An 18,353-nucleotide genomic window follows, 5' to 3' on the forward strand; every position below is an offset into this window, starting at 1 on the left:
GGCGGGGCGGCAACGCGTGTTTGCGCCACGTTCGCACCGTGTGGCGCAAACGTGGCGGTGGCCGGACGGATCGAGCGGTGTCCGCGCCGGCGTCCCCTCAGCTGAACGCGCGGCGGTAGCTGTGGGGGCTCACACCGGTCGTCTTCTTGAACCGGTCGCGGAAGGCGGTCGGTGAGCCGAACCCGACCTGGGCGCCGATGCGTTCGACCGTGTGGCGGGTGGACTCCAGGAGGTGCTGGGCCTGGCGGATGCGGGCACGGTGGAGCCACTGGAGGGGGGTCGTGCCGGTCTGCTCACGGAAGCGGCGGATCAGTGTCCGGGTGCTGATCCCGGCGTGAGCCGCGATGTCGGCGAGGGTGAGGTCGTCGGCGAGATTGTCCTGGAGCCAGCCGAGGAGGGGCTCAAGGGTGCTGCCCTGCGGGGTGGGCACATGGTCGTGGACGATGAACTGCGCCTGCCCGCCCTCCCGTTCCAGCGGCATCACGGACAGCCGGGCCGCATCGGCGGCGACGGCGGACCCGTAGTCCTTACGGATCATGTGGAGGCAGAGGTCCATGCCGGCGGCCGCTCCGGCCGAGGTGAGGATCTGGCCGTTGTCGACGTACAGGACGGCGGGGTCGACCTCGACGTCCGGGTGGGTGGCGGCCAGGAGGTCGGCGGCGATCCAGTGCGTGGTGGCCCGCAGCCCGTCCAGGAGCCCCGTGGCCGCCAGCGGGAACGTGCCCGAGCAGATCGACGCGATGCGCGTGCCGTCCTCGGCGGCGGCCCGCAGCGCGTCACGGACGGCCGGGGAGAGCGGGGCGAGGGGGTTCGCGGTGCCGGGCACGACGACCGTGTCCGCACCCTTCAGCCCGTCCAGCCCCCAGGGCGCGCGCAGGCTGAAGGAACCCGCGTCGGTCTCCTGCCGTTCGGCGCAGACCCGGACCTGGTACCCGGGGCGGCCGTCCGGGAGGCGGGTGCGGGTGAAGACCTCGATCGGGGTGGACAGGTCGAACGGGATCACCTGGTCCAGGGCGAGGACGGCGACGGTATGCATGGCGTAAATGTACCCCTCCACCGGAGAACCGTCATGGTTCCGAAGGGGGCAGATTCATCATCTGCCCAGTTCACAGGCGTGATTCCCGGTCTGGCACTTTTCCGTGGGTACCTGGCACTCACGCCTATGGGAGGCGGCGCGCGAGCCGATTAGCGTCGGGGTGAACCCGGCGCCGACCGGGCGCCCACCGGAACCGAGGACCCTCCCCATGCATGCCCAGATCGTCCTGTTCGACGGATTCGACCCCCTCGACGTCATCGCGCCGTACGAAGTGCTCCACGCCGGTGGCACGGCCTCCGGAGGTCTGGTGAGCGTGGAGCTCGTGTCCGCCGAAGGGCCGCGCGAGGTGGTCAGCGGCACCGGGTCCCTGGCGCTGCGCGCCACCGCGGCTCTCGACCCCGCGCGACCCGGCCTGGTCCTCGTGCCCGGAGCCTCCGGCCGGGTCGGCGAACCGGACGAGGTGCCCGGCCATGACTTCGGCGCCGGGCAGCCGCAGCAGGACGCGTCCATCCCGGTGCTGCTGGGCCGCACGCTGACCACCGAACTGCCCGCGCTGCTGGCGGCGGCGATGGAGAACCCGGAGGTCACCGTCTGCGCGGTGTGCGGCGGTTCGCTCGTCCTCGCCATGGCCGGACTGCTGGAGGGCCGGCACGCCACCACCCACCACATGGGCCTCGACATGCTCGACGCCACCGGGGCCCACGCGGTGCGGGCGCGCGTCGTCGACGACGGCGACGTCGTCACCGGCGCCGGGGTCACCTCCGGACTCGACCTGGCCCTCCACCTCCTGGAGCGCGAGGTGGGGCCCCGGATCGCCCACGCGGTCGAGGAGATGTTCGCCCACGAGCGGCGCGGCATCGTCTGGCGTGACCAGGGCCCGGTCGCCGCCGCCTTCTGACGGGCGCCCGCGCCCGTTCTCCCACCACCGATCCACACCACCGATTCACACCACCGATTCACACCACCGAAGACCTGAGGAAGAGTGCACATGCCCGTCGAAGGCATCTGGGACCTGTCCGTCTCCACCCCGATCGGCACGATCAAGGCCGTCGTCGAACTCCGCAGGGAGGACGGCCTCCTCACCGGAGCCGCCCACGGCGCGGGGGAGGAGGTCCCGCTCCGCGAGGTCCTCCTCGACGGCGACCGCCTCACCTGGAAGCAGGCCGTCACCCGGCCCATGCGCCTGAACCTGGCCTTCGACGTGACGGTCGCGGGCGACACCCTGGCCGGCACCTCCAGGGCCGGGCGCCTGCCCGCCTCCAAGGTCACCGGCCTGCGCCGCACCGCCGCCCCGGCGGCCACGGAGCACTGACCATGACGAAGCTCTTCCTCTCCCTGCACGTCCTGGCCGTCGTCCTGGCGATCGGCCCGGTCACCGTCGCGGCGAGCATGTTCCCCCGGACGCTGCGCACCGCCCACGGCGGTCCCGGCGACGGCGAGGCGCTGACCACGCTGAGGATGCTGCACCGCATCTGCCGGGTGTACGGGGTCATCGGCATCGCCGTACCCCTGTTCGGGCTCGCCACGGCGAGCAGTCTCGGTGTCCTCGGCAGCCCCTGGCTGATCACCTCGATGCTCCTGACCGCCGCGGCCGCCGGTCTGCTGGTCCTGCGGATCCTTCCCGTGCAGGGCGCCGCCCTCGCCGCCGTACAGGCGCCCGGCTCCGGCGCCGAAGCCCGCACCCCGGCCCGTCTCGCCATGGCCACCGGTGTGTTCAACCTGCTCTGGGCCACGGTCACCGTCCTGATGATCGTCCGCCCCGGCTCCACCACGGGAGCGTGACCGTGTCCCTGCGTCCCCTGCGTATCGCGGCCCACGCCGAACTCGTCTCCCTCGTGGTCATGCTGGCCAACCTGGCCACCGTCCACCTCGGACCCGTCTCCTCCCTGATGGGCCCCACCCACGGCTGCGCCTACCTCGTCGTCCTCGTCGCGACCTGGCGTCACGAGCGGGCCAGCTCCGCCGCCAAGGCCCTCGCGGTGGTCCCCGGCGTCGGCGGGCTCCTGGCCCTCCGCAGGCTCGACCCGGAGACGGCCGCCGCACCCGCTCCCTAGCTGCCGTTACCATCCCCTGTGACCGAAACAGCCGAACAAGGTGTATCCCGCACCCGCATACTCGCCGACCTGACGCCGCTGCGTTCCTCCCCGGACTACCGGCGGCTCTGGTTCGGGAACACCGTTTCCTGGATCGGGCAGGGCATGACGGCGCTGGCCGTCTCCCTCCAGGTCTACGACATCACCGGGTCCGCGTTCTCCGTCGGGCTGATAGGTCTCTGTTCGCTCGTTCCGCTGGTGCTCCTCGGGCTGTACAGCGGGGCGGTCGCCGACACCGTCGACCGCCGCAAGCTCGGGCTCTTCAGCGCGACCGGATCGTTCCTGCTCTCCCTCGTGCTGGCCGTGGTCACCTTCGCCGGCGTCGAGAACCTCGGGCTGCTCTACACGGTCGTCGCCCTCCAGGCCGTGTGCTTCGCGCTCAACTCCCCGGCCCGCAGCTCGATGATCGCCCGGCTCCTCCCGGCCGAGCAGCTGCCCGCCGCCAACGCGCTCAGCGCCATGACGTCCACCACCGGCGGCCTGGCCGGCCCGATGCTCGGTGGCCTCATCGTCGGCTGGTGGGGCTACCGGGCGGCGTACACCGTCGACGCCGTCACCTTCACCGCCTCGCTGTACGCGATGTGGCGGCTGCCCTCGATGCTGCCCGACCGGGCGGAGGGGGAGAAGGGCGCCAAGCGGGCGTCCGTGCTGGACGGTCTGCGCTTCCTCGGGACCAGGCCCAATCTGCGGATGACGTTCTTCAGCGACCTGAGCGCCATGGTGCTCGCCCACCCGCGCGCCCTCTTCCCCGTGGTCGCCGTGGTCTGGTTCGGTGGCGACGCGAAGACCACCGGGCTCCTGGTCGCCGCTCCCGCGCTGGGTGCGCTGCTCGGCAGCGTCTTCTCCGGCTGGCTGGGCCGCGTCCGCCGGCACGGGCTCGCGGTGCTGATCGCGGTCGCCTGCTGGGGCGGTGCCATCGCCGTGTTCGGACTGACCCGGCAGCTCTGGCCGGGACTGGTCCTGCTCGCGCTGGCCGGATGCGCCGACTCCATCTCGATGGTCTTCCGCAACACCATGCTCCAGGCGGCGGTCCCGGACGACATGCGCGGCCGGCTCCAGGGCGTGTTCATCGTCGTCGTGGCCGGCGGCCCCCGGCTCGGCGACCTCGTGGCCGGCTCCGTCGCCGACCTGACCTCACCGACCGTGGCGGTGACCGGCGGCGGCCTCGCCTGTGTGCTGGTGGTGTGCCTGCTGGGGCTGCGCTGGCGCGGCTTCGCCCGGTACGACGCCCGGGACCCGCAGCCGTAACAGCAGGTCCACACCCTGATACGCCGTTGTCCGGGATGCGGGCGGCGCTTGTCGGCACGCCCGCGGCGCGGTCAGGATGCCCGCATGGCCCCAGCTCTCGTGTCGCGCCGCCACGTGGATCTCCTGCGTGTCTCGACCATGCTCTGTCGGGCCGGTCTCCGCTGTCCGTCCTGTTGCTGACGTGACACCTCGCCGGCCCTGACGCCGGCCGACGCGCGCCTTCGCCCTCCTGATCACCCCGGACACCCCGGCCTGCCGGTGCCTTCCCGCATCCGTACGCCCGTGGTGCGTCCCCCGCCGCCGTCCCACGAGGATCCCCCATGCCCGACAGCCCGCTCCTGCTCCACTGGTTCCTGCCCACGGGCGGCGACGGCCGCGACCCCGGCGGGGTCACCGCCGTGCAGGGGAGGACCGGCTCGGCCACCCGCCGTCCCGCCGGCATCGGCTATCTCTCCCAGGTGGCCCGCGCCGCCGAACAGGCCGGATTCCACTCGCTGCTGACCCCCGTGGGGCTCGGCTGCGTCGACCCGTGGATCCTCACCGCGGCCCTCACCCAGCACACCGACCGCATCGGCTTCCTGGTCGCCTTCCGCGCCGGTTTCGCCAGCCCCACCCTGCTGGCCCAACAGGCCGATGCCTTCCGGAAGTTCGCAGGCGGTAGGCTCCGGCTCAACGTCGTCACCGGTGGCGACCCCGTCGAACAGCGGGCGTACGGCGACCACTTGGCGCACGACCAGCGCTACGCGCGCACCGACGAGGTGATGGCCGTCCTGCGCGACCTCCTCGACGGCAAGCGCGTCGACCACACCGGTGAGCACCTGACGATCGAGGGCGCCCAGCTCCACGACCCGGCCGTCGAGCACCCCGTCCCCCTCTACTTCGGCGGCGCCTCCCCGGCCGCCGAGGCCGTCGCCGCGCGCCGTGCCGACGTACAGCTGCTCTGGGGTGAGCCGCCCGCCGCCCTCGCCCGGCGCATCGGCCGGCTCCGCGCCATGGCCCCCGAACTGCGTTACGGGCTGCGCCTGCACATCATCAGCCGGGACACCGCCGCCGAGGCGTGGGCCGAGGCCGACCGCATCCTCGCCGGCATCGACCCGGAAGCCGTCCGGGCCAGCCAGGAACGCTTCGCCCGCATGGACTCCACCGGCCAGGCCCGGATGGCCGCGCTGCACGGCGGCGGCTCCGCCGACGCGGCGAAGCTGGAGGTCGCCCCGAACCTCTGGGCGGGCATCGGGCTCGTACGGGAAGGGGCCGGCACGGCGCTGGTCGGCTCGCACGACGAGGTGGCCCAGCGGCTGCACGAGTACCGGCGCCTGGGCATCGGCGAGTTCATCCTCTCCGGCTATCCGCACCTGGAGGAGGCCTTCCGGGTGGGCGAGGAGGTCGCCCCCCGGCTGCGCGCACTCGACGCGGCCTGAGGGAAGCCGGTCGGGGTCCCGGACGGAAGGGCCCCGGGGGAGCGCGCCGGACGGGGCCCCGGGCGCCCTGTCCGGGGCCCCGGGCTCGGGTCAGGACCCCGGGAGCACCGGCCAGGGCTGCCGGGCGTCAGGTCAGGAGACGGCCGTGACGCCCGGCATCTCGCCGCCGGTCGTCGTCGGGTCGATCACCGAGAACACCGCGCCCTGCGGGTCCGTCAGAGCCGCGAACCTGCCGAACGGAATCGTCATCGGACCGAACCGGAGCTGCGCCCCGAGCGAGGTCGCCTTCTGCACGGCGGCGTCGCAGTCCGCGACGGTGAAGTACACGTTCAGATGGGCGGGCACCCCGGCGGGGAACTCGTCACCCATCTTCATCCGGCCGAGCACCGGGTCCGCGCCCAGGTCGTAGAGCGAGAAGTCGATCGCGTCGTCGTCCAGGTGCTTCACCCCGTACCCGAACACGGCCCGGAAGAAGGCGTCCGCCTTCTCCGGGTCCCGGGTGAAGACCTCGGCCCAGGTGTAGGCCCCGGGCACCGCCTGCGCCTCGAACCCCTTGTGGCTGCCCGCCTGCCATACCCCGAACGGCGCACCGCCGGGGTCGGCGGCGATCACCATCGTCCCGAAGTCGCCGACCTGCATCGGCTCCACGATCACATGGCCGCCGTGCTCCCGGACCTTCCCGGCGGTGGCGGCGGCGTCCGGCGAGGCCAGGTACAGACACCAGGCGGACGGCGCCTCCTGGCCGGGCATGGGCGGAGACAGCGCGGCGACCGCCTTGCCGTCCACGTACGCCTGGGTGTAGTTGCCGTACTCCGGCATCGAGTCGCCGTACGTCCAGCCCAGGAGCTCACCGTAGAAGCGCTTCGCCCCCTCCAGGTCGCCGAACGTACCGTCGGCCCAGCACGGGGTGCCCTCGGATTCTGCGGCCATGGCTCGGACCTTTCTTCACTCGGCGGACGGTCCCGCTGGCCACGCTAGCCAAACCCCGCCCGACCGGCGCGCCGAGCGCGTCTCATCGCTCCGGCGCGGCGGGCCCGACGACCGAGCGGGCGATCCCCAGCTCCACCAGGTCCTGGGGGCGCAGCCTGAGCTGGCCGGCGGTGGAGCGCACCTCGTCGGGGCCGCGTTTCAGGATGGCCGCCGCCAGTTCCGGTGCGATCACCGAGAAGTAACTGTCCGCGGTGACATGGGTGTTGTCCGGCGCCGCCAGGGCCAGCGCCCCGCCCGAGCCGCCCTCGCCGATCACCAGCGTCGTCACGGGGACGCGGGCACCGGCGACCGCCGCGAAGACCTCGGCGATGGCGGCGCCCGCCCCGGCCCGTTCCGCCTCCGCGTCGTTGGCCGCGCCGGGGGTGTCGATCAGGGTCAGCACGGGCAGGCCCAGCCGGTCCGCGAGCCGGATCACCCGGGCGGCCGTGCGGTACCCCGCCGGGCGGGTCGCCGTGCCGCACTGCGCGGCGTACGCCACGGGGCGCCCGGCGTGCAGGCCCACCCCGCAGAGCAGCCCCGGGTCCCTGCCGCCGCACCGGTCCCCGCTCAGCGGCAGCCGGTCCTCGAAGTACGCGTCCAGATAGGCCTCGGCCCGTGGCCGCGCCGCCGCCCGGGCCTGCTCCACCGCCTCCCAGCCGGTCGCCGGAAGTCCGGTGGCCGACAGCGCCCCCGGCACCGGGGCCGCCTGCGCCGGACCCGTGAGCGTCAGCGCGGCCAGCCAGCGGCCCAGCGTTCCGGGCAGCTCCTCCGGGGTGACGACCGCGTCGATGTGCCCCGCCGCCAGCTGGCCCTCGGCGGTGTACGCGTACGGATCCGCGCCGGCGGGCCGCACCCGCGAGCCGGCGAACCCGATCTGCGCCCCGGGCAGCGCCAGCACCACGTCGGAGCCGGCCCCCACGGTGGCCCAGCCGCCCCCGGTCGTCGGATCCCGCAGGACGGCGATCTGCGCCAGCCCCTGGGCCCTCAGCCGGCTGGACGCGCGGGCCACCCGCTGGAGCTGTATCAGCGCGATCATGCCCTCCTGCATCCGGCTGCCCCCGGTGGCGACCAGCGAGACCAGCGGCAGCCGCCGCTCGCCCGCCAGCGCGTACGCGGCCTCCAGCCGGTCCCCGGTGCGGCTTCCCAGCGAGCCGCCCAGGAAGCCGAACTCGAACGCGACCAGGACGCACTCACGCCCGTCGACGACACCGGTCCCGTACAGGACGGACTCCTCCTCGCCGGTCCGCGCCGAGGCCCGCGCCCTGGACTCCGCGTAACCGCTCCAGCCGAGCGGGCCGTCCGGGGGTACGGGGCGCTCGGGCGGCCGGTGCTCCGTGAAGCTCCCGGTGACGGCGGCGACCGCCTCCCGCGCGGACAGACGGGCGCACGTGGGCTCAGACACCGAGCGACCTCTTCATGATCTTGCCCAGCTCGTTGCGGGGCAGCGCGTCGAGGTAGCGGACGACGCGGGGCCGCTTGTGCGGGGCCAGCAGGCCCGCCACATGGTCCGCCAGCTCCCGCTCACCGGGGGGCGAGGCGGGGTCGTCCGGCACCACCCAGGCGACGATCCGCTCGCCGAGGTCCGCGTCCGGCTCACCGGTGACGGCCGCCTCCCGTACGCCGGGATGGTCGAGCAGGGCGTTCTCGATCTCGCCCGCACCGATCTTGTAGCCGCCGCTCTTGATCAGGTCGGTGGCCTTGCGCCCGACGATCCGTACGTAGCCGTCGGGGTCGACCGTGGCCATGTCGCCCGTACGGAAGAACCCGTCCTCGGTGAAGGCGGCCGCCGTGGCGTCCGGCCGGTTCAGATAACCGGTGAAGAGGTTCGGGCCGCGCACCTGGATCTCGCCGATGGACGCGGTGTCCTGGAGCACGCTGCCGTCCTCCTCGACGAGCCTGAGTTCCACGCCCGGCAGCGGCGGGCCGACCGTCCCGGCACGGGGCGCGCCGTCGGCCCGTACGCCCGTGTTCATCAGGGTCTCCGTCATCCCGTACCGCTCGACGACCCCGCGCCCGGTCGCCGCGGTGATCCGTTCGTGGTCGTGGACCGGCAGCGCCGCCGAGCCGGAGACCAGCAGCCGGGCACCCGCCAGGGCCTTCGTGAGGTTCCCGGCGTCCGCCGGGCCGTCCAGCGCGCCGGCCAGCCGGTGGTACATCGTGGGCACGCCGAACAGCATCGTCCCCCCGGAGAGCAGCTCCCGGGCCACGCCCTCCACCGAGAACCGGCCGAGGTGGCGCAGCGAGCCGCCCCGGCGCAGCGGGCCGAGGACGCCCAGGACCAGCCCGTGCACATGGAACAGCGGCAGGGCGTGGACGAGGACGTCCTCGCCGGTCCACCCCCAGGCGTCCTCCAGTGCGTCCAGCGACGCGGCGATCGCCCGGCGCGGCAGGACGGCCCCCTTGGGCGGGCCCGTCGTGCCGGAGGTGTAGACGACCAGGGCGGGGGAGTCCTCGGAGGGCTCCGGCAGGGCGGCCTCCGGCGACGGGGCGGCCGCGGCCGTCTCCACATCGAGCCGCTCCAGGCCGCCCAGCGCCGACGGCAGTACGTCGTCCGCCCCGGCCAGCACCACCGAGGGCGCGCTGTCGGTGACGATGTGCGCGAGTTCCCGCGCGCCGGTCCTCGGGTTGAGCGGCACGGCGGGCACCCCCGCCCGCAGGGCCGCCACCACGGCGACGACCGTCTCCGGGGCGGACGTGGCCCAGACGGCGACCCGCCCCGCCGCCGCGATCCGGACGGCGAGGGAGGCGGACGCATCGGCCAACCGGGCGTAGGTCAGGACGTGTTCGCCGAACCGGACGGCCTCGGGGGAGTCCGTCCGGCCGGACGCTCCGCGCAACGCGGGCAGAAGAGAGGTCACACGCCCGAGCCTAGGCCGTGCCCCCGGAGCCCGTCAGGACCGCCCGTCAGCTCTCGCGCCGGACGGTCCGCATCCGGCCGTACGCGTACACCGCGCCCGCCAGCGCCAGGTCGGAGAGCAGCATGAAGCCGATCGAGTACGAGTCCTTCGCGCTGTAGATCGCGCCCATGACCAGCGGCGGCACGAATCCGCCGAGCCCGCCCATCGCGCCGACGATGCCGGTCACGCTGCCCACCACGGCCTGCGGGGTCACCTGCGAGACCAGGGCGAAGACGCTTCCGCTCGCGGTGCCGAGCCCGGCCGCCATGCAGAGCAGCGCGATCGTGCCGAGCGGGTCCAGCGGCGGGTCGAAGGCCTGGACGATGGCCATCAGCGCCGCCAGCAGCAGGGCCCCGGCCGTGACCAGGGCGGGGTGGACCCGGTCCGAGAGCCAGCCGCCGACCGGCCGGAAGATGACGGTGACCAGCGCGAACCCCGCCGCCTTGGTGCCCGCCTCGGTCGGCGACATCTCGTACCAGGTCTTCAGATACGTCGGCAGGTACACCCCGAACGCGACGATGCCGCCGAAGCCGATCGCGTAGAGCGCGGACAGCTCCCACGTCACCCGCAGCCGGCCCGCGGAGCCCAGCCGGTGGGCCAGGGAGTCCGTGGGCACCGTGCGGCCCGGGTGGTCGGTGATGAGGACCGCGGCGAGCAGCGAGTAGACCAGGAGGGCGCCGGCGACGATCCAGAACGGCAGGTTCACGTCGTGCTCGGCGATCCTCGGCGTGAAGTAGCCGGACAGCGCGACACCGCCCATGCCCATCCCGAACACGCCGAGCGCGAGACCCCGTTTCTCGGGCGGGAACCACGAGTTGACCAGCGGGATACCGATCGCGAACGTGGTGCCGCCCAGCCCGAGCAGGAAGCCGACCGCCAGCATCGCCCCGTAGGAGTTCTTCGCCGGGATGAGGAGCAGCACCGGGACGATCGTCAGGGCCGAGACGACCGGGAACATCAGCTTGGCGCCGAACTTGTCGGTCAGCGCGCCCGCCGCGATCCGGCCGAGCGAGCCGACGAGCACGGGGACCGCGACCAGCAGCGACTGCTGGAAGGAGCTGAGCCCGAGCCGCTCCTTGAAGTCGCCCGACAGCGGGGAGATCAGGTTCCACGCCCAGAAGGTCAGGGTGAACCCGATCGTCGCCATGACCAGGTTCCGGTAGGCGGCGGCGGATGGTCTCCGGTCCGGGACGGGGACCTGCTCGGCGGTGGTGTCCACACCGCAAGTCAAGGGGCCGGGGGAGGGGGTGGCACGGCGGACTGGGCCATCCGGGGCGGGCCGGGTCACCGCAGACGCCCCATGGGCAGGAGGCCCTTCCGCGGCCCCCGGGGAGGTCTCCCGCCCCTCTTCCGGCCGCCGTTCACGGCCCATGACTGGGACAATCACCCCTATGGACAGGCTGGACAGAGAGATCCTCGGGATTCTCCAGGAGGACGCCCGGATCTCGTACCGCGATCTGGGCGTACGCGTGGGACTCAGCGCCAACGCGGCGGGTGACCGGGTACGCCGCATGCGCCGCGACGGGGTGATCCGCGGCTTCACGGTCATCGTGGACCCGGCCGCCGACACCCGCTCGGGCCTCGTCGTCTTCATCGACGTGTCGCTGCGCCTCGACACGACGAACGAGGAGTTCGAACGCTCCGTGCTGACCCTGCCCGGTATCACCGAGGTGGTGCACGTGACGGGCGGCCACGACTACCTCGTACGCGCGACGGCGGCCGACCCGGGCTCCCTGGACACGCTGCTGCGCCGGCTGAAGAAGGACGCGGGCGTCGCCCACTCCAACACCCGGATCGCCCTCAGAGCGGCGCCTGCCAGATGACCGTCGGCGACCGGCCGCCGTCCTCGGTGTGCCCGTCGTCAGCGACCGCCAGCCGCACCGCCGGACGTCCGTCGGACAGCCGCGCCGTCGCGTCCACCTCCACCTCGACGGCCGACACCCCCGCCCTCCGGTGCGCCGCGGCCAGGGCGCCGCGCAGCACGTCGAGCAGCTCCCCGTCGACCGGCTCCCTGACCAGGGCGTCCACCGCACCGGTGAACTGCACCGACGGCTGGAAGCCGAGCACCGCCGCCGCGCCGCCCGTCTCGCGCAGGACCCGGCCGCGGAAGGTCGTGGGGGCCTCGGCGGGCGGCTGCTGGAGCGCGAAGATCGCGGTCCTGACCTCCTGGATGGTGGAGTCCAGCTCGTCGACCGCCTGTCCGAGCAGCTCGGCGGTGGTGGTGTCGCCGGCCAGGTCCTTGCGGCGCGTCGACTCCAGCATCATCTCGGTCGCGAACAGCCGCTGGACGACGAGGTCGTGCAGATCGCGGGCGATGCGGTCGCGGTCCTCGTAGACGGCCAGCTGCTCCCGGTAGTGCTGCGCGTCGGCCATCACGAGCGCCAGCGCCGCCTGCGAGGCGAACTGGGAGGCGAGCTGCCGGTCCGTCGCCGTGTACGGGGCCTCGCCGCGCCTGCGGGGAAGGGCGAGCGTGCCGATGAGCCGGCCGCCGCTCTGCAACGGCAGCATCATGCTGGGGCCGAACCGGGAGCGTACGGGGGTCGTCATCCGGTCGTCCGTGGCCGAGTCGTCGATGAAGACCTCCTCGCCGCCCAGCAGCTGGACGAGGACGGGGGAGCCGGGGGCGATGGCCGTGCCGACGAGGCCGGCCGGATCGTCCAGCGTGGAGGCGGCGACGATCTCCATCCCGCCGCCCGGGATCGGCTGGAGGATCACCCCGGCCGCCGCACCGGCCAGCACCCTGGCCCGCTCGGCGACGGTCATCAGGGCGTCCGTGGTGCCCGCCCCGGTCAGCAGCGCCCGGGTGACGGCCGCCGCCCCCTCGATCCAGTGCTCCCGCTGCCGCGCCGCCTCGTACAGATGGGCGCCGCTGATGGCCGCGACGGCCTGCGAGGCGAGCAGCCGCAGCAGCGCCGCCTCGGTGTCCGTGAAGCGCCCCGGCTCCCCGGCGGTGAGGCAGAGACTGCCGAGCACCTCGGTGTGCACCCGGACGGGCACGCCGAGGAAGGAGCGCATCGGGAGGAGCGGAGCTGGCAGGGCGCGGGGGTGCGGGCCCGCGGCCAGATCGTCGGTGCGTACGGCCTGCACGTCGTCCATCAGGGTCCCGAGGACTCCCGCACGCCCGTCGAGGAGCGGGCGCGCGGCACGGCGTTCGTCGTCGGACATGCCGGAGGTGAACAGGTCGGTGACATGGCGGTCCTCCCCGTGCAGGAGGGCCAGGGCGCCGTAGCGCGCCCCGGCCAGCGCCGTCGCGGTGTCCACGATGTGCTGGAGGGTGGTCCGCAGGTCGATGTTCGTCCCGGCCACCGGTGAGCCCGCCGGCTCTCAGCCGGCGAGCGGGGCGAGGACCAGCGGCTGGACGGTGCCGTCCAGCATCGCGCCGAGCCCCAGCACGGAGCAGACGTCGGGCCGCTCCGCGATGTTCACCGGCACGCCCGTGGCGTCGCGCAGCATCTGGTCGAGGCCCGGCAGCAGGGCGCTGCCGCCGACCATCATGATCCCGGACTCCGCGATGTCGGCCACCAGGTCGGGCGGGCAGTCGCGCAGCACCTTGCCCAGCCCGTCGAGCACCGCGGTCAGCGGGGCGTGGATCGCCTGGCGTACGGCGGCGGTGTCGACCTGCACCGAACGCGCCAGACCGGTGGCCACGTCACGGCCGTGGATCTCCGTCACCGCCGGGCCGTTGAGCGTCAGGCCGTTGCCCCGGAGCGCCAGTTGCAGGGGGCGCACCGACTGGCTGGGCAGCATCAGCTGGTGGTGCTGGCGCAGGTGCTGGATGACCGCGTGGTCGATGGCCTCGCCGCCGATCGGGATGCGTACGGCCGTCACGATCGAGCCGAGCGAGAGCACGGCGATCTGGGTGGTGGCCGCGCCGCAGACCATGATCATGGTGGCGGTCGGCTGCTCGACCGGCAGCCCGCAGCCGATGGCCGCGGCGATCAGGGTGTCGACCAGCTCCACGCGGCGTGCGCCGAGCCCCACGAGGGTCTCGACGGTCGCCCGCTGGGCCAGCGGATCGGCGTCGTGCGGGGTGCAGGCGGCGGCCCGCAGCCGGGGCTTGCGGCGCAGCTGACGGCGGAGCTTCTCACCGAGCAGATGACGCAGCATGCGCTGCGCCATGTCGATGTCGACGACGGTCCCGCCGGAGACCGGGCGGGCCACCCGGATGTACGCGGGCGTACGGCCCGTCATCTGCTCGGCGAGCGCGCCGACGGCGATGAGCGAGCCGGTGCGCGTGTTCACGGCGGCGACACTGGGCTCGTCGACGACGAGTCCCACTCCCTTGATGTACACACGGGTCCTCGCGGCCCCGAGATCGACGGCGACATGGCAACGGCGCAACTGTTCGAGACTGACGGTCACGGCAGGTTCTCCCGGGAGCGCTGGCGGGGGGCACCGGCGGCAGCCGGCTCTCCTGGCATCGTCACGCCGTGGCGGGGGCGGCGCGCGCTGGGTGAGCCGTAGGGGGGACCCGAGCTGACGGCGCGACAGATCTCAGGCGCCGCCGGGCAGCAGCCGCTGGAACAGCCCCCAGGTGAACTCGGCGACGCGGGGCCGGTTGCCCGCCGGGTCGGTGAAGGCCAGGGCCCAGCGGGTCGGCGCGCTGCCCTCCATGGGGCGCGCCGGGGCGAAGGCCCTGGCCACCTCGTCGACGGTGCAGGACCACGGGCGCAGGTCGGCGGCCGTACGGAGCTCGGGTCCCGCCGTGCCCGGGGCGCGGACCAGCCACTCGTTCCACACGGCGCCGCCGGGCCCCGCCATCACCTCGAACCGCAGGTCCGGCCAGAGCGGCAGCGGCCACAGCAGCGCGTCGCACTCCAGGTCGCCGACCGTGCGGCGTACGGACGACTCGGGCTCGCCCAGCACCGAGCGGTAGCGGCGCAGCGCGCCCCGGCCGCGCGGGGCGCGCAGCATCGCCTGCCAGCGGCGGTTCGCCTCCCGCATGTCGGCGAGGGAGGCGCTCAGTTCATGACGGGCGTCCTCGACGAGGTCCGGCTGGTGGTCGGCCATCCGGCGCAGCAGGACGAGCTGGAACTGGAGGGGCCCGAACGGGGCGGGAGCGGTCATGGGGCCCATCCTGCCGCGTACCGAACGTATCGGGCGGCGTACCCCGGACTCCTCGATTCCACACAGGATCCTCACCTGCGCGGCTTCCTGTGTTGTTCCGTGCACGTCTAGTCTGCGGGCGCCATGGATTATTGCCACCCGTGCCAACGGCACCTCAACGGGGCGCTGGCCTGTGCCGGTTGCGGGACCCCCGCCGACGCGCTGGTCCCCTATGCCGTCACGGGCGCCTCCGGCCTCTCGGCGGAGCCCGCCGCCGAGACCCTGGAGGCATCCGGGTCCGCCGGGCACCGCCGCCGCGGCAGGGACGACGCCCGCCGGCGCGGCCGCCGTGCGCACCGCAGGCGTGGCCGCGCGCTGCTCCTGACGGCGACGGGCGTGGTGCTGGCACTGGGGGCGCTCAGCCTGGCCGAGCTGGCCATGGAGCCCGGCGGGGACAGCGGTGCCGCGGAGTACGTGAGCGAGGCCACCTCCTCCGCCACCGAGCCCCTGCCGTCCGCGTCGAGCGCGGAGCACGACGATCCCGGCCCGGTGGAGGAGCCCACCGTCGTGCCGGTCACCGACTCCCACTCCGCGACCGCCACGGACGGCCCCGCCGGCGCCACCACCGCGCCGGGGGCGCTCCCGTCGCCCTCCGGCCCGGCGGACACCACGCCGTCCGCACCGGAGTCCTCGTCCGCGCCCGAGGACCCGGACGGCACCGACGCGCCGGCGGAGCCCTCCGGCTCGGGGAAGCCGACCACGGACCCGGAGCCGCCGGAGCCCACGGAGGAGCCCACTCCCAGTCCGTCGCCCACCGAGACGTGCCACTGGATCATCTTCTGCTTCTGACGCCGCAGCGGTCCTAGGCGTCGTCCTCGCCGAGCATCCGTCGCAGCAGATCGCGCAGCACCGTCCGCTCCGCCTCCGACAGCTCGGCCAGCGGCTCCCGGGCGAAGTCCAGGGCGTCCCGCAGCTGCCCGGCCGTGCGGAGGCCCTCCTCCGTCGGGGCGGCGAGCTTCACGCGCCGGTCGGCCGGGTCCGGGCGGCGTTCGACCAGGCCGCGGAGCTCCAGCCGGTCGACTATCCCGGTGATGTTGGACGGTTCGCACTTCAGTTTCCGGGCTACCTTGCGCATGGGCATCGGCTCCAGGGAGAGCAGCCCGAGCACCCTGGCCTGGGCACCGGTCAGCGCGTGCGTGGCCGCGGCCCGGTCGTACTCCTCGTGGTAGCGCGCCACGACCCCGCCGATGAGCTGGATGACGTCGAGGGTGAGCGGGTCGGTGCGCGAGGTGGCCATGACACCCAGGGTAGCGAATTACTTGACAAGGTGAAATATCTGGCCGCATGGTTGTTTCATGTACTGAAGCTTTTCGGCTTCCCGCCCGCACGACATCGAGGAGACCCGAGCCCATGTCCGCACTTCCCACGTCCAGCCGCGAATGGCACCTCGTCGCCCGCCCGCACGGCTGGCCCGAGGCCTCGGATTTCGCGCTGCGCGAGGCGCCGGTGGCCGCGCCCGGTGAGGGCCGCGTCCTCGTCCGCAACCTCCACTTCTCGGTCGACCCCTACATGCGTGGCCGGATGAACGACGTGAAGTCGTACACCCCGCCCTTCAAGCTCGACCACCCCATGGACGGCGGCGCGGTCGGCGAGGTCGTCGCGTCGAACGCCGAGGGCTTCGCCGTCGGCGACCACGTCCTGCACGGCCTCGGCTGGCGCGAGTACGCCGACGTCCCCGCCAAGCACGCGGTGAAGGTCGACGCCTCCCTCGCCCCGCTCTCCGCCTATCTGGGCGTGCTCGGCATGACCGGGCTCACCGCCTACGCCGGTCTGTTCGACGTGGCCTCCTTCAAGGAGGGCGACGCCGTCTTCGTCTCCGGCGCGGCCGGTGCGGTCGGCAGCCAGGTCGGCCAGATGGCGAAGATCAAGGGCGCCTCCCGTGTCATCGGCTCGGCCGGTTCCGACGAGAAGGTCAAGCTCCTCACCGAGGAGTACGGCTTCGACGCGGCCTTCAACTACAAGAACGGCCCCGTCCGGGACCAGCTCGCCGAGGCCGCCCCCGACGGGATCGACGTCTACTTCGACAACGTCGGCGGCGAGCACCTGGAGGCCGCGATCTCCTCGTTCAACGTCCACGGCCGCGCCACCATCTGCGGGATGATCGCCCAGTACAACGCCACGGAGCCCACCCCGGCCCCGCGCAACCTGGCGCTCGTCATCGGCAAGCGACTGCGCCTCCAGGGCATGCTGGTCGGCGACCACTCCGCGCTCCAGCCGCAGTTCGTCCAGGACGTGGCCGGCTGGCTGGCCTCCGGCGAGCTCAAGTACCGCGAGACCAAGGTCGAGGGCATCGAGAACGGCTACGACGCCTTCGTCGGCCTGCTGCGCGGCGAGAACACCGGCAAGATGATCGTCTCGCTCGACGCCTGACGGGCCGAGGTCTGACGGATTGGCAGATCGACGGATCCACGGATCGACGGATCGACGGCGGGCCCGTGACCACGGGCCCGCCGTTCCGCGCTTCCCCTCACCGCCCTCCCCGGTCCGAGGCGGGCCACACGTACGGGAGATCCGCAGGCACGCCGGGGAACAGCGGCCCGTAGTACGCCGGGTCCTTGCGTACGAGCGCCGAGCGGTGGCTCTCGTGGAACGCCTCGTCGCCCAGCCACGGGGGCAGTTCGGCCGCGGCGGCGAGCTCCGCCGACGAGCGGACCGCGGTGCGCCGGAGCGAGGCGGCGAGGTCCTCGCGCAGGGTGGCGGCGCAGGTGTCGGACCTGCCCTCGGCCGTCCACGCGGCGCACATGTCCAGGCCGTAGCGTACGAGCGCCTCCTCGTACCCGGTCCACATGCGGACGGCCGGGTGGTGCCGCCAGCCGTAGCCGGGGACGGTGAGCCCGCGCAGCACCTGGATCGTCTCGACCCGCTGTTTGCCCAGCCGTCGGGGATCCAGGGTGAGGGCACTCCGGGAGAAATCGGCGTACGGCAGGAATGTCTGCATGAACCATGCCTACCGCGCCCGGGTCTCGGTGCGCCCCGCCGTCACCCGCTAGGCTCGGCGCAGGCCGTCGCGGTCGTGGGCGCGAGTCGCGGCGCATCAGCAGGAGGAACACCGTATGAGCATCCAGAGCATCGACGTGGCCTACACCGCCGTCGCCACCGCCGAGAACGGCCGTGACGGCCGCGTCTCCACCGACGACGGCAAGCTCGACGTCGTCGTCAACCCGCCGAAGGAGATGGGCGGGAGCGGTGCGGGGACCAACCCTGAGCAGCTCTTCGCGGCCGGCTACAGCGCGTGCTTCCAGGGCGCGCTCGGCGTGGTCGCGCGTCAGGAGAAGGCCGACATCTCCGGTTCGACGGTGACCGCCTCCGTCTCCATCGGCAAGACCGAGGCGGGCGGCTTCGGCCTGGAGGTCGCGATCAGCGCCTCCATCCCGAACGTCGACCCGGCCACCGCGCAGGCGCTCGTCGAGAAGGCGCACCAGGTGTGCCCGTACTCGAACGCCACCCGAGGCAACATCAAGGTCGAGCTGTCCGTCAGCTGACCTGATCGCGTACGTCCGAGGGCCGCATCCCGTCACCGGGGTGCGGCCCTCGGTCGTGCGTCACCGCCCGTCCCCGTAAAAGCGCGCACAGGCATTGACGCCTG

At 73.5% G+C, this 18,353-nt stretch carries 20 protein-coding genes; 10 read left to right on the forward strand and 10 right to left on the reverse strand.

The window, feature by feature from the left end; all coding sequences use genetic code 11:
* Nucleotides 1–97: 97 nt before the first annotated feature.
* A complete protein-coding gene (locus JKV81_RS31425) occupies nt 98–1,036 on the reverse strand; it encodes a GlxA family transcriptional regulator (protein ID WP_129262720.1) in 939 nt (312 codons plus the stop codon).
* Nucleotides 1,037–1,244: 208 nt separating this feature from the next.
* Here JKV81_RS31425 and JKV81_RS31430 point away from each other — a divergent pair, with 208 nt between their 5' ends.
* From JKV81_RS31430 to JKV81_RS31455, 6 genes are all read left to right on the forward strand, one after another.
* Nucleotides 1,245–1,934: a DJ-1/PfpI family protein gene (locus tag JKV81_RS31430; RefSeq protein ID WP_202079002.1), complete on the forward strand. Its 690-nt coding sequence runs from the start codon at nt 1,245–1,247 to the stop codon at nt 1,932–1,934.
* Nucleotides 1,935–2,024: 90 nt separating this feature from the next.
* A complete protein-coding gene (locus JKV81_RS31435; protein ID WP_202079004.1) occupies nt 2,025–2,348 on the forward strand; it encodes a hypothetical protein in 324 nt (107 codons plus the stop codon).
* Nucleotides 2,349–2,350: 2 nt separating this feature from the next.
* Nucleotides 2,351–2,818: a hypothetical protein gene (locus tag JKV81_RS31440; protein ID WP_202079006.1), complete on the forward strand. Its 468-nt coding sequence runs from the start codon at nt 2,351–2,353 to the stop codon at nt 2,816–2,818.
* A gap of 2 nt (nt 2,819–2,820) precedes the next feature.
* Nucleotides 2,821–3,090: a DUF3817 domain-containing protein gene (locus JKV81_RS31445; RefSeq protein ID WP_129262711.1), complete on the forward strand. Its 270-nt coding sequence runs from the start codon at nt 2,821–2,823 to the stop codon at nt 3,088–3,090.
* 18 nt (nt 3,091–3,108) lie between these two features.
* Nucleotides 3,109–4,377, forward strand: coding sequence for an MFS transporter (locus JKV81_RS31450; RefSeq protein WP_124276636.1), 1,269 nt, complete (start codon nt 3,109–3,111; stop codon nt 4,375–4,377).
* Nucleotides 4,378–4,697: 320 nt separating this feature from the next.
* Complete coding sequence (locus JKV81_RS31455) at nt 4,698–5,795, forward strand: LLM class flavin-dependent oxidoreductase (RefSeq protein ID WP_129262710.1); 1,098 nt, start codon at nt 4,698–4,700, stop codon at nt 5,793–5,795.
* A gap of 132 nt (nt 5,796–5,927) precedes the next feature.
* Here the strand turns inward: JKV81_RS31455 and JKV81_RS31460 are convergent, their stop codons facing one another.
* From JKV81_RS31460 to JKV81_RS31475, 4 genes are all read right to left on the reverse strand, one after another.
* Entirely contained in the window at nt 5,928–6,725 is a 798-nt protein-coding gene (locus tag JKV81_RS31460; RefSeq protein WP_129262708.1) for a VOC family protein, read from the reverse strand.
* An 82-nt stretch (nt 6,726–6,807) separates the two neighbouring features.
* Nucleotides 6,808–8,142, reverse strand: coding sequence for a carboxyl transferase domain-containing protein (locus JKV81_RS31465; RefSeq protein ID WP_236058283.1), 1,335 nt, complete (start codon nt 8,140–8,142; stop codon nt 6,808–6,810).
* 16 nt (nt 8,143–8,158) lie between these two features.
* Entirely contained in the window at nt 8,159–9,622 is a 1,464-nt protein-coding gene (locus tag JKV81_RS31470; RefSeq protein WP_202079010.1) for an acyl-CoA synthetase, read from the reverse strand.
* 46 nt (nt 9,623–9,668) lie between these two features.
* A complete protein-coding gene (locus JKV81_RS31475; RefSeq protein WP_236058287.1) occupies nt 9,669–10,808 on the reverse strand; it encodes an MFS transporter in 1,140 nt (379 codons plus the stop codon).
* A gap of 244 nt (nt 10,809–11,052) precedes the next feature.
* Between JKV81_RS31475 and JKV81_RS31480 the strand changes: the two genes are divergently transcribed.
* On the forward strand, nt 11,053–11,484 hold the full coding sequence (locus JKV81_RS31480) for an Lrp/AsnC family transcriptional regulator (protein ID WP_014156425.1): 432 nt from the start codon (nt 11,053–11,055) through the stop codon (nt 11,482–11,484).
* Here the strand turns inward: JKV81_RS31480 and JKV81_RS31485 are convergent.
* The 3 genes from JKV81_RS31485 to JKV81_RS31495 form a co-directional block, all read right to left on the reverse strand.
* A complete protein-coding gene (locus JKV81_RS31485) occupies nt 11,462–12,967 on the reverse strand; it encodes a sensor histidine kinase (RefSeq protein ID WP_202079013.1) in 1,506 nt (501 codons plus the stop codon). The two genes, JKV81_RS31480 and JKV81_RS31485, sit on opposite strands and share 23 nt — an antisense overlap.
* Nucleotides 12,968–12,985: 18 nt before the next feature.
* The gene (locus JKV81_RS31490) at nt 12,986–14,023 is read right to left on the reverse strand and encodes a rod shape-determining protein (RefSeq protein ID WP_202079015.1); all 1,038 of its coding nucleotides are present in this window, start codon (nt 14,021–14,023) and stop codon (nt 12,986–12,988) included.
* Nucleotides 14,024–14,155: 132 nt separating this feature from the next.
* Nucleotides 14,156–14,728: a hypothetical protein gene (locus JKV81_RS31495; protein WP_124276643.1), complete on the reverse strand. Its 573-nt coding sequence runs from the start codon at nt 14,726–14,728 to the stop codon at nt 14,156–14,158.
* 123 nt (nt 14,729–14,851) lie between these two features.
* Between JKV81_RS31495 and JKV81_RS31500 the strand changes: the two genes are divergently transcribed.
* Nucleotides 14,852–15,556, forward strand: coding sequence for an SCO2400 family protein (locus JKV81_RS31500; protein WP_202079017.1), 705 nt, complete (start codon nt 14,852–14,854; stop codon nt 15,554–15,556).
* A 13-nt stretch (nt 15,557–15,569) separates the two neighbouring features.
* Here JKV81_RS31500 and JKV81_RS31505 read toward each other — a convergent pair whose 3' ends face one another.
* Entirely contained in the window at nt 15,570–16,004 is a 435-nt protein-coding gene (locus JKV81_RS31505; RefSeq protein WP_202079019.1) for a MarR family winged helix-turn-helix transcriptional regulator, read from the reverse strand.
* Nucleotides 16,005–16,117: 113 nt separating this feature from the next.
* Here JKV81_RS31505 and JKV81_RS31510 point away from each other — a divergent pair, with 113 nt between their 5' ends.
* Nucleotides 16,118–17,137 (forward strand): NADP-dependent oxidoreductase, encoded by a 1,020-nt coding sequence (locus JKV81_RS31510; RefSeq protein ID WP_129262691.1) that lies wholly within the window; start codon nt 16,118–16,120, stop codon nt 17,135–17,137.
* A gap of 97 nt (nt 17,138–17,234) precedes the next feature.
* Here JKV81_RS31510 and JKV81_RS31515 read toward each other — a convergent pair whose 3' ends face one another.
* The gene (locus JKV81_RS31515; protein WP_147985187.1) at nt 17,235–17,705 is read right to left on the reverse strand and encodes an MSMEG_6728 family protein; all 471 of its coding nucleotides are present in this window, start codon (nt 17,703–17,705) and stop codon (nt 17,235–17,237) included.
* Between the two features lie 115 nt (nt 17,706–17,820).
* On the opposite strand from JKV81_RS31515, the gene JKV81_RS31520 reads away from it, so the two are divergent.
* Nucleotides 17,821–18,249, forward strand: a complete 429-nt coding sequence (locus JKV81_RS31520) for an organic hydroperoxide resistance protein (RefSeq protein WP_124276646.1) — start codon at nt 17,821–17,823, stop codon at nt 18,247–18,249.
* The last annotated feature ends 104 nt before the right edge of the window (nt 18,250–18,353 follow it).

The organism is Streptomyces silvae, assembly GCF_016745505.1.
In the GTDB taxonomy this organism is placed as follows: Bacteria; Actinomycetota; Actinomycetes; order Streptomycetales; family Streptomycetaceae; genus Streptomyces; species Streptomyces silvae.